The sequence below is a fragment of the Novosphingobium sp. UBA1939 genome (genome assembly GCF_002336885.1).
Taxonomy (GTDB): domain Bacteria; phylum Pseudomonadota; class Alphaproteobacteria; order Sphingomonadales; family Sphingomonadaceae; genus Novosphingobium.
This window is the reverse complement of sequence record NZ_DDFB01000115.1, coordinates 25231-34228: the sequence shown is the minus strand read 5'-3', so window position 1 is coordinate 34228 and position 8998 is coordinate 25231. Positions and strand designations below refer to the sequence as shown.

9 protein-coding genes are annotated in these 8998 nt (G+C 66.5%); 7 read left to right on the top strand and 2 right to left on the bottom strand.

Annotated elements, in window-relative coordinates:
• The 7 genes from B3547_RS15120 to B3547_RS15090 all read left to right on the top strand — a co-directional run.
• Nucleotides 1-201 (top strand): cold-shock protein (locus tag B3547_RS15120; protein WP_292964409.1); only part of this gene is annotated, 201 nt, incomplete at its 5' end.
• Nucleotides 202-337: 136 nt separating this feature from the next.
• On the top strand, nt 338-1531 hold the full coding sequence (locus tag B3547_RS15115; protein ID WP_124810646.1) for an aspartate aminotransferase family protein: 1194 nt from the start codon (nt 338-340) through the stop codon (nt 1529-1531).
• Nucleotides 1528-2454: an ornithine carbamoyltransferase gene (gene argF, locus B3547_RS15110; RefSeq protein ID WP_194919583.1), complete on the top strand. Its 927-nt coding sequence runs from the start codon at nt 1528-1530 to the stop codon at nt 2452-2454. The genes B3547_RS15115 and argF overlap by 4 nt, the downstream gene beginning before the upstream one ends.
• A 21-nt stretch (nt 2455-2475) precedes the next feature.
• The gene (locus B3547_RS15105; protein WP_292964408.1) at nt 2476-3384 is read left to right on the top strand and encodes an Hsp33 family molecular chaperone HslO; all 909 of its coding nucleotides are present in this window, start codon (nt 2476-2478) and stop codon (nt 3382-3384) included.
• 110 nt (nt 3385-3494) lie between these two features.
• Nucleotides 3495-3935 carry a DUF3617 domain-containing protein gene (locus B3547_RS15100; RefSeq protein ID WP_223806756.1) on the top strand — a complete coding sequence of 147 codons (441 nt, stop codon included), beginning with the start codon at nt 3495-3497 and terminating at the stop codon, nt 3933-3935.
• Nucleotides 3936-4006: 71 nt separating this feature from the next.
• Entirely contained in the window at nt 4007-4723 is a 717-nt protein-coding gene (gene queC / locus B3547_RS15095) for a 7-cyano-7-deazaguanine synthase QueC (protein WP_124810649.1), read from the top strand.
• The gene (locus tag B3547_RS15090) at nt 4710-6263 is read left to right on the top strand and encodes a spinster family MFS transporter (protein WP_292964407.1); all 1554 of its coding nucleotides are present in this window, start codon (nt 4710-4712) and stop codon (nt 6261-6263) included. Before queC ends, B3547_RS15090 begins: the two co-directional genes overlap by 14 nt.
• A 9-nt stretch (nt 6264-6272) precedes the next feature.
• Here B3547_RS15090 and B3547_RS15085 read toward each other — a convergent pair whose 3' ends face one another.
• Together B3547_RS15085 and B3547_RS15080 are read right to left on the bottom strand one after the other, a co-directional pair.
• Nucleotides 6273-7262, bottom strand: a complete 990-nt coding sequence (locus tag B3547_RS15085) for an agmatine deiminase family protein (RefSeq protein ID WP_292964406.1) — start codon at nt 7260-7262, stop codon at nt 6273-6275.
• 16 nt (nt 7263-7278) lie between these two features.
• Nucleotides 7279-8916: a M28 family metallopeptidase gene (locus B3547_RS15080; RefSeq protein WP_414690566.1), complete on the bottom strand. Its 1638-nt coding sequence runs from the start codon at nt 8914-8916 to the stop codon at nt 7279-7281.
• Nucleotides 8917-8998 lie beyond the last annotated feature (82 nt).

The window sequence follows — 8998 nt, the reverse complement described above, 5'->3', positions numbered from 1 at the left end:
ACGGTCAAGTTCTTCAACGCGATGAAGGGCTTCGGCTTCATCACGCGTGATGACGGCCAGCCGGACGCGTTCGTGCACATCAGCGCTGTGGAGCGTTCGGGCATGCGCGAGCTGAATGAAGGCGACAAGCTGGAATTCGATCTCGAGGTCGATCGACGAGGCAAGTACTCGGCGGTCAACCTGGTGCCGCGTCAGGATTGATCCGGTCCGCACCGCCCCCGGCATTTGACCGGGGGCCTGCAACACAATAAACGCGCGCAAATGGCGGCCAGTCGGCCGCCATTTGTCGTTTGCGATTCCCGTCTTCCGATTTGCGTGAATGAAACAGGAGCTGCCCATGTCGATCACACCGCTCATGCCCGTCTATCCCCGGTGCGGCGTGCGACCTGTGCGAGGGGAGCACTGCCATCTCATTGACGAGAACGGCACCCGTTATCTCGATTTCGCCAGCGGCATCGCCGTCAACCTGCTCGGCCATTCGAACGCGCACCTGATCGGCGCGATTCAGCAGCAGGCGGCGACGCTGATGCACGTGTCGAACCTCTATGGCAGCCCGCAGGGCGAGCATCTTGCGCAGCGGCTGGTCGATCTGACGTTCGCCGATACTGTGTTCTTCACCAATTCGGGCGCCGAGGCGGTGGAATGCGCGATCAAGACCGCGCGTGCCTATCACCAGCATGCCGGCGACGATCACAAGTTCGAGCTGATCACGTTCAAGAACGCATTCCACGGCCGCACGATGGCCACGATCAGCGCGTCGAATCAGGACAAGATGCACAAGGGCTTCCTGCCCCTGCTGCCCGGCTTCAAGTACGTCGAGTTCGACGATCTGGAAGGCGCGAAAGCCGCGATCGGCCCCAACACGGCCGGCTTCCTGGTCGAACCGATCCAGGGCGAAGGCGGCATCCGCGATGGCTCCGACGCGTTCATCAAGGGCCTGCGCGACCTGTCCGACGAACACGACCTGATGCTGGTGTTCGACGAGGTGCAGTGCGGCGTGGCGCGCACCGGCACGCTTTATGCCTATGAACAGTATGGCGTGCTACCGGATATCATGGCGACGGCCAAGGGCATCGGTGGCGGATTCCCGATGGGCGCCTGCCTCGCCACCGAAAAGGCCGCGCGCGGCATGGTCTTCGGCACGCACGGCAGCACCTATGGCGGCAATCCGCTGGCCATGGCCGCCGGCGAAGCGGTGCTGGACATCGTCGCCACCCCCGAATTCCTGTCCAATGTGCGCGCCACCGGCGAACGCCTGCGCGGCCGCCTGGAACAGTTCATCGGCAACTACCCGGATCTGTTCGAACTGGTGCGCGGACGCGGGCTGATGCTGGGCGTCAAGATGAAGATCGAGCCGCGCGCGTTCGTGGCGCATCTGCGTGACAACCACCAACTGCTGACGGTTTCGGCCGGCGACAACACCCTGCGCGTGCTGCCACCGCTGGTGATCGACGATTCGCACATCGATGAATTCATGGACAAGCTCTCGGCCGGCGCCGCGAGCTACAAGGTCGAGGCCACGCCATCATGACCCGGCATTTCCTGAACCTGACCGACGCGGGCGGCGATGCCCTCGCCGCGATGCTCAACGACGCTATCGACCGGAAGGCAGCGCGCAAAGGCTTCGCCAAGGGGCGTGCCGATGGCGACGCCCCGCTCGCCGGGCATGTCCTTGCCATGGTGTTCGAGAAGAACTCCACCCGCACGCGTGTTTCGTTCGACGTGGCGATGCGTCAGCTTGGCGGCAGCGCGCTGGTTCTCGACGCCGGCACCACCCAGCTTGGCCGGGGCGAGACGATCGCCGATACGGCGCGCGTGCTGAGCCGCATGGCCGACGCGATCATGCTGCGCACCGACGATCACGCCAAGGTCGAGGAACTGGCCCACCATGCCACCGTGCCGGTGATCAACGGGCTGACCGACCTGTCCCACCCCTGCCAGATCATGGCCGACCTGCTGACCGTGATCGAGCATGGCAAGGCCCTGCCGGGCCTGGAAGTCGCCTGGCTGGGCGATGGCAACAACGTGCTCAACTCGATCGTCGAAGCGGCGGGGCTGATGAAGTTCAACGTCCGCATCGGCGTGCCCGCAGGCTATGAATCCGATGCCGGGTTCATAGCCCGCGCGCAGGCCGGTGGCGCGCGCGTCTCGCTTCACCGCGACGCGGCCGAAGCCGCGCGCGGTGCGGATGTGGTGGTGACCGACACCTGGATTTCGATGGGGCAGGAGCACGCCGAAGCCAAGCTGCAGGCCATGGCGCCCTACCAGGTCAACGATGCGCTGATGGCGCAGGCGAAAGCGGACGCGCTGTTCCTGCACTGCCTGCCCGCGCACCGCGGCGAAGAGGTTACCGATTCGGTGATCGACGGCGCGCGATCGGTGGTATGGGATGAGGCGGAAAACCGCATCCATGCCCAGAAATCGGTGCTGCGCTGGGTTTTCGGCCAGATCTGAAGGCAACGGTGAACACGGCTGATGAGCGCTCCTGACATTCACGATGGCGAAACCGGCTTCGACCGGACGCTGCTGTTCACCGTGCCCGATCGCGACGCGCGCGGCCGGGTCGTGCGGCTTGGCCCGGTGCTGGATCGCATCCTTTCGGCGCACGCCTATCCCGCATCGGTAAAGCATCTGCTGGCCGAAGCGCTGGTGCTGACCGCCCTGCTTGGCTCGCTGCTCAAGGACGAGCAAGGCCAGCTGACCATGCAGGCGCAGACGCGGGAGGGCGTGATCGACCTGCTGGTCTGCGACTACCGGGGTGGCGAACTGCGCGGCTATGCGCGGTTCGACAAGGCCCGGCTCGACGAGCTGGGGCCGGCCCCCACGCTGCACGCCCTGTTCGGCGATGGCTATCTGGCGGTGACCTTTGACCTTCCCTCCACCGATCAGCGCTATCAGGGCATCGTGCCGCTGGAAGGTTCGTGCCTGGCCGAAGCCTGCGAAGCCTATTTCCTCCAGTCGGAGCAGGTGCCCACGCTGATCCGGTCCGCCGTGCGCCACGATGCCTCGGGCTGCGTCGGCGGCGGCCTGCTGCTGCAGCATCTGCCCGAAGGCGAGGAAGGCCGCGAGCGGCTGCACGCGCGGCTGGACCATCCGCAATGGGAGCATATCGCAACCATGGGCGGCAGCGTGAAGGCCGAAGAGCTGCTCGATCCCGCGTTGAGCATGGAAAGCATCGCGTGGCGCCTGTTTCACGAGGAGCGGGAAGTGCGCGTCGAACGCGGAACGGCGCTGGAACGCGGCTGTCGCTGCACCGTCGAGCACTACCGATCGATACTGTCGCGCTTCCCCGAAAGTGAGCGCGCCGAAATGCGCAACGAAGATGGCGTGATCGTGGTCGATTGCGCGTTCTGTTCGCGCGATTTCGCAATCGATCTGGATTGAGATCATGCCGCGCCCACATCGGCCATTGAATCTGGTCCGGTCCGCCCTATTTTTGTCATGAAATATTGTGAAATCCCGCACTGACAACGGACGTGGGGATGTCATTGTTAATGGCCATGATCTGGAACGAGCGAATCATTGCGCGCCTGGGGCGCGGTGCGGTCCTTGCGGGAATCGCGACGCTGGCTTTCGCCGCGCCGTCGCTGCTCGCGCAGCGTTCGGGCCTGATGATGCTCGATCGCTTCGAAGCCGGCCAATGGGATGTCCGCGTGCGCGATACCACGATGGCGCGCAGCTCGCTGTGCATCGACAACGGGCGCGATCTGGTCCAGCTGCGCCACGCCGGCGCCGCCTGCCGCAGCGTGGTGGTCGAGGACACGCCCAGTGCCGTCACCATTCAATACACCTGCCCCGGCAACGGCTATGGCCGCACGCGCATCCGCATGGAGAACGCCCGGCTGGCCCAGATCGAAACGCAGGGCATCGCGCAAGGGCTGCCTTTCGACTACTCGGCCGAAGCGCGCCGCGTGGGCAGCTGCACGCCACGCTGACGCTATCCCGCATCCCGATCCCGTGCGTCCTTGCCATTGCCAGCGCGGCGATGCCCCGCTAGCCCAAGGGGATGGTCGAACACGTTGACGTACAAGTGAAGAATACCGACGCGGCTCCCCTGGCCGTGGTGCTGCTGTCCGGCGGGCTGGATTCAATGGTCTGCGCGGGGCTGGCGCTGGAACAGGGCTTCCGCGTGCTGGCATTGACGATCGACTACAACCAGCGCCACCGCATTGAACTGGACGCCGCGCGCAAGATCGCTGCCAGGCTCCGGGTGGACCGCCACGTCGTGCTGCCGCTCGATCTGCGCCAGTTCGGCGGCTCGGCGCTGACCGACGCCATCGACGTGCCCAAGGACGGCGTGGGGCCGGACATTCCGGTCACTTACGTGCCCGCACGCAACCTCGTTTTTCTCTCCCTCGCGCTCGCCTGGGCGGAAGCGGCGGGATCGAAGGATCTGTTCATCGGCGTCAACGCGCTCGATTATTCCGGCTATCCGGATTGCCGCCCGGAATTCGTGGCGGGGTTCGAAGGATTGGCGCGCATCGCCACCAAGTTCGGATCGGAAGGGGGCACCGTGCGCGTCCACGCGCCGCTCCAGTACCTGACCAAGGCGGGGATCGCGCGTGAAGCCGTGCGGCTCGGGCTGGATACGAGCGAAAGCTGGTCCTGCTACGATCCCCTGCCCGATGGAACCGCCTGCGGCCTGTGCGACAGCTGTCGCTTGCGGCAGGCTGGATTTGCCGAAGCGGGACTGGAGGACGGCACGCGGTATGGAGGATCCTGAAACCCCGGCGAGAGGCGAAAAAGCCCCCCGGATCGAACCCTATAGCTGGTACGCGCTGAGCGTACTGGTCATCGTTTACATACTCAACTTCATCGATCGCCAGTTGCTGACCATCCTTGCGGTGGACCTGAAGCGCGATCTGGGCATTTCCGACAGCGAATTCGGCTTCCTCTATGGCACCGCGTTCGGCGTGTTCTATGCGCTGTTCGGCATTCCGCTGGGCAAGCTGGCGGACCGCTGGACGCGCACCCGGCTGCTGGCGATTGGCCTGGCGGTGTGGTCGGCGATGACCGCGCTCTCCGGACTTTCCCGCAATTTCACGCAACTGGGGCTTGCCCGGATCGGCGTGGGCGTGGGCGAAGCCTCGGCCGGCCCGTCGGCCTATTCGCTGCTGTCTGACTACTTCCCGCCGCGGCGCCGCGCCACCGCGATCGCGATCTATTCCGCGGGCATCTACCTGGGTGGCGGCGTTTCGCTGTTCATCGGCAGTTCCATCGCCAATGCCTGGAACAGCGGCTTCGCGCCGGGCGCACATCCGTTCGGGCTGGCGGGATGGCAGGTCGCGTTCCTGGCCGTGGGCCTGCCGGGCCTGCTGCTGGCGGGATGGGTCAACAGCCTGCGCGAGCCGGCGCGTGGCCGCTACGATCCGCCGGCGCACCGCCATGCCCCCCCGGAAGGCTCGCCCTTCAAGGCGTTCCTGGCAGACCTTGGCACGATCGTGCCGCCCTTCACCCTGATCGCCGCCGCGCGGCGGGGCGGCGGGGCGCTGACGGCCAATATCGCGGCCGCGGCGATCATCGCGGCGCTGGCGGCCGGCATCACCGCGGTGCTGGGCGATCCGGTGCAGTGGATCGCGCTGGGCGTGGGCAGCTATGCCATCTTCTCGTGGGCGGCGAGCCTGCGCGTGCAGGACCCGGCCGCTTTCGCCGCGATCTGGAAATCGCCTTCGGTGCTGGGCGTGACCATCGGGTACGGCCTGATCAGCTTCGTATCCTACGCCAATTCGGCGTTCGGGCCGCTTTATGCGATCCGCACCTTCCACGCCAGCACCGACGAAGTGGCGATCATGGTCGGCGGGCTGGCGGCGGCAGGCGGCGCGGCGGGGGTGATCGCCGGTGGCGCGATGGCGGACCGCCTGAGCCGGGGCCATGACAACGCGCGGCGCGTGCTGGTGGTCATCGGCGGGCTGGCGGCCGGTCTGCTGCCCTATGCCGTGATGCTGACCACCGGCAGCAAGGCGGTGTTCTATGCCATGGTCTTCCCGACCTGGTTCCTCTTGAGCGCCGCGCTGGGCGGGGCTTCGGGGACGATCGTCAACATCGTGCCGCCACAGGTACGCGCCACGGCGACGGCGGCGTTCCTGCTCGGCGCGACGATGCTGGGGCTGGCGCTCGGCCCCTACGCCGCCGGCCGCCTGTCGACCGATTTCGGCAGCCTCAAGGTCGGGCTGGTGGGGGTGCTGGCCGTGGTTCCGATTGCCTTCGCCGCGCTGTTCATCGCATGGCGGGCGCTGAACCGCCAGCACCAGGGCGAAGGGTAGGAGAACGCTTCAGGCGGACGGCATCTGCTGGCTGGAGCAGTGGAAGCCGCCGCCACCCGCCAGCACCGCGTCGGCCATCAGCCCCACGGTGTCGCGCCCCGGAAACAGCGCCGAGATGGCGGCCACGCCTTCGTCGTCATGGGGCGAACCGAAGACCGGAACGACCACCAGCTTCGTCGTGACGACGAAGTTCATGTAGCTTGCCGGCTGGACCATGCCGTCCCATTCGATCCGGCCGGGAGACGGCACTTCGGCCACCTCCACGCCCATCGCCCGCGCACGCGCCGCAGCATCGGCATAGATCGCGGCATTGGGATCGTCCGCCCCGGTCGCGCACGGCAGGGCAATGCGGTTGGGCGCGACGAACCGGCCGAGATTGTCGACGTGCCCGTCGGTATGATCGTTGATCAGGCCATCGCCCAGCCACAGCACCCTGTCGAACCCGAGATCGCGCGCCAGCCGCACTTCGAGATCGGCCTGCGAGAGATGCGGATTGCGATTGGGATTGAGCAGGCATTGCCCCGTGGTGGCGACCAGCCCGGTGCCGTCCCCATCCAGCGCACCGCCTTCGAGAATCCAGTCGCAACGATCGGCGGCCAGCCCCGCGCTGTCGGCCAGGTCCGCGCCGATCAGCGTGTCTCCGTCCATCAGGTACTTGCCGCCCCAGCCGTTGAAGCCGAACAGCCGCGCCCGGCGGTTCCCCGCCGCATCGCGCACCACCAGCGGCCCGGTATCGCGCAGCCAGACATCGCCATAGACGCGCTGTTCCAGCCGCACAGAGCCGCTGACAAGCTGCCGCGCGCGCGCGGCGTTGGCTTCGTCGCGGACGATGAGGCGCACTTCCTGGCCGCTTTCCGCAACCGCGCTGGCGAAGGCGGCGATCTGCGCCTGCGCCGTATCGATCACGCCGGACCATTCTTCCGCCAGATGCGGAAAGCCGATCCACAGCCAGTCCTGCGGATGCCATTCCGGCGGCATCCGCATTTCATTCCCGCTCATCGTCCGTCTTGTCCCGTTACTTCGTCTTCACGCCCGCTTCGGCCAGGCTCCGATCCCGAATGGCCCGGAATTCATCGCCCGGATGCCAGTTCGGCCAGACCGTGCTGTCGGCCAGCGCGCGGCCGAGGCGGTAGTAGAGTTCCACTTCCTGCGCCATGCCGGAAAAGTCCCAGCTATCCGAATATTCGTCGCTGGGCTGGTGATAACGGTTGTTGGTGTAGTCCTCCGACGCGGCATCGCCCGCGGCCTTGCCGCCGACGACAAGGTCGGTGCCCCGGCCCACCGCGAACATCGGCACGCCGCGCTTGGCCATGCTGAAGTGGTCCGAACGGTAATAGTGGCCGCGCTCGGCGTGATCCTCTGGCGTTTCGACCAGACCCATCTCGCGTTCCACGCGCTGGAGGATCGCGGTCAGTTCGGACTTGTCGCCACCCGTTACCTGCACGTCGCGCGTCGGGCCATAGGGGGACAGCGCATCCATGTTCACGCCGCCCACCGTCTTCGCCAGCGGATAGATCGGGTTGCGCGCGTAGTATTCCGATCCAAGCAGGCCGGATTCCTCCAGCGTCACCGCCAGGAACACTTCGCTGCGCTGCGCCGGCCCCGCCGCCCGGTTCATCTTGGCGAGCGCCGCCAGGGCAGCCACGCCAGTGGCGTTGTCGACCGCGCCGTTGCAGATGTCGTCCCCCTTGGCATCGGCCTGGCAATGGCCAAGGTGATCCCAGTGCGCGGTATAGAGGACGTATTCATCCGGGCGCGTCTTGCCGGGCAGGATGCCGATCACGTTGTGCGAAACCGACCGGCGGATCGCGTTGTCGAACGAGAAACTGACCATGAGCCCCAGCGGAACCGCCTTGAAGCCCTTCTGCTTGGCGGCGGCGGTGAGCTGCGCAAGGTTCTGGCCGGCCGCCGCGAAGATCGCTTCGGCCACCGGCTTCTGCACCCAGCCGTTGGCTTCGGTCTGGTCCATGCCGTCGTTCGGCGTCTGGACGAAATACTGCGCGCCGGCCCAGCTCGATTCCACCACGTTCCAGCCATAGGCGGCGGGGAAGGTATCGTGGACGATCAGCGCCGCTTTCGCACCCTGCCGGGCCGCTTCCTCGAACTTGTAGGTCCAGCGGCCATAATAGGTCATCCGGCGCCCCTTGAACGGCCCGTCCTCGGTCGCGGTTTCATAGTCGGGATCGTTGACGAGGATGACCACCGTCTTCCCCTTCACGTCAACGCCGGCATAATCGTTCCAGCCCAGCTCCGGCGCGTTGACGCCATAGCCCACGAACACCAGTTCGCTGTCGCGCACGTCGGTCTTCGGGGTGATGCGGTAGCTGCCGGCGACGAAATCCTTGCCGCGCGTGAACGTCAGCGGTTGCGCGGCCCCCGTCACCACCAGCGGGCTGACGTTGCTTGCGGTGACTTCCACCGTGGGCACGTCCTGCAGCCAGCCGCCCTTGTTGCCGGGTTGCAGGCCCGCCTGCTTGAAGCGCGCGATGATCGCATCGAGCACCTTGGGCTCGACGGCGGTGCTGGGGCCGCGCCCTTCCAGCGCGTCGGACGCCAGCGTCTTCACCATGTCGCGCATCAGCGTCTGGTCGACCGGCGGCACCTTGGGCGCGGGGGCGGCCATCGCGGCGGAAGCAACCAGAACGGAGGCCATCACACAGCCGGCGAAGCGCGCCGCAAATCGCGCGGACGAACCGCGAACCTTGCGATATGTCATTGAGCAACCTTTCGAAAAT

Bases quoted from the DNA above. Each gene is read 5' to 3' on its own strand.
- B3547_RS15115 (WP_124810646.1), top strand. From the start codon at position 338: ATGTCGATCACACCGCTCATGCCCGTCTATCCCCGGTGCGGCGTGCGA.
- argF (WP_194919583.1), top strand. From the start codon at position 1,528: ATGACCCGGCATTTCCTGAACCTGACCGACGCGGGCGGCGATGCCCTC.
- B3547_RS15105 (WP_292964408.1), top strand. From the start codon at position 2,476: ATGAGCGCTCCTGACATTCACGATGGCGAAACCGGCTTCGACCGGACG.
- B3547_RS15100 (WP_223806756.1), top strand. From the start codon at position 3,495: ATGGCCATGATCTGGAACGAGCGAATCATTGCGCGCCTGGGGCGCGGT.
- queC (WP_124810649.1), top strand. From the start codon at position 4,007: ATGGTCGAACACGTTGACGTACAAGTGAAGAATACCGACGCGGCTCCC.
- B3547_RS15090 (WP_292964407.1), top strand. From the start codon at position 4,710: ATGGAGGATCCTGAAACCCCGGCGAGAGGCGAAAAAGCCCCCCGGATC.
- B3547_RS15085 (WP_292964406.1), bottom strand. From the start codon at position 7,262: ATGAGCGGGAATGAAATGCGGATGCCGCCGGAATGGCATCCGCAGGAC.
- B3547_RS15080 (WP_414690566.1), bottom strand. From the start codon at position 8,916: ATGGCCTCCGTTCTGGTTGCTTCCGCCGCGATGGCCGCCCCCGCGCCC.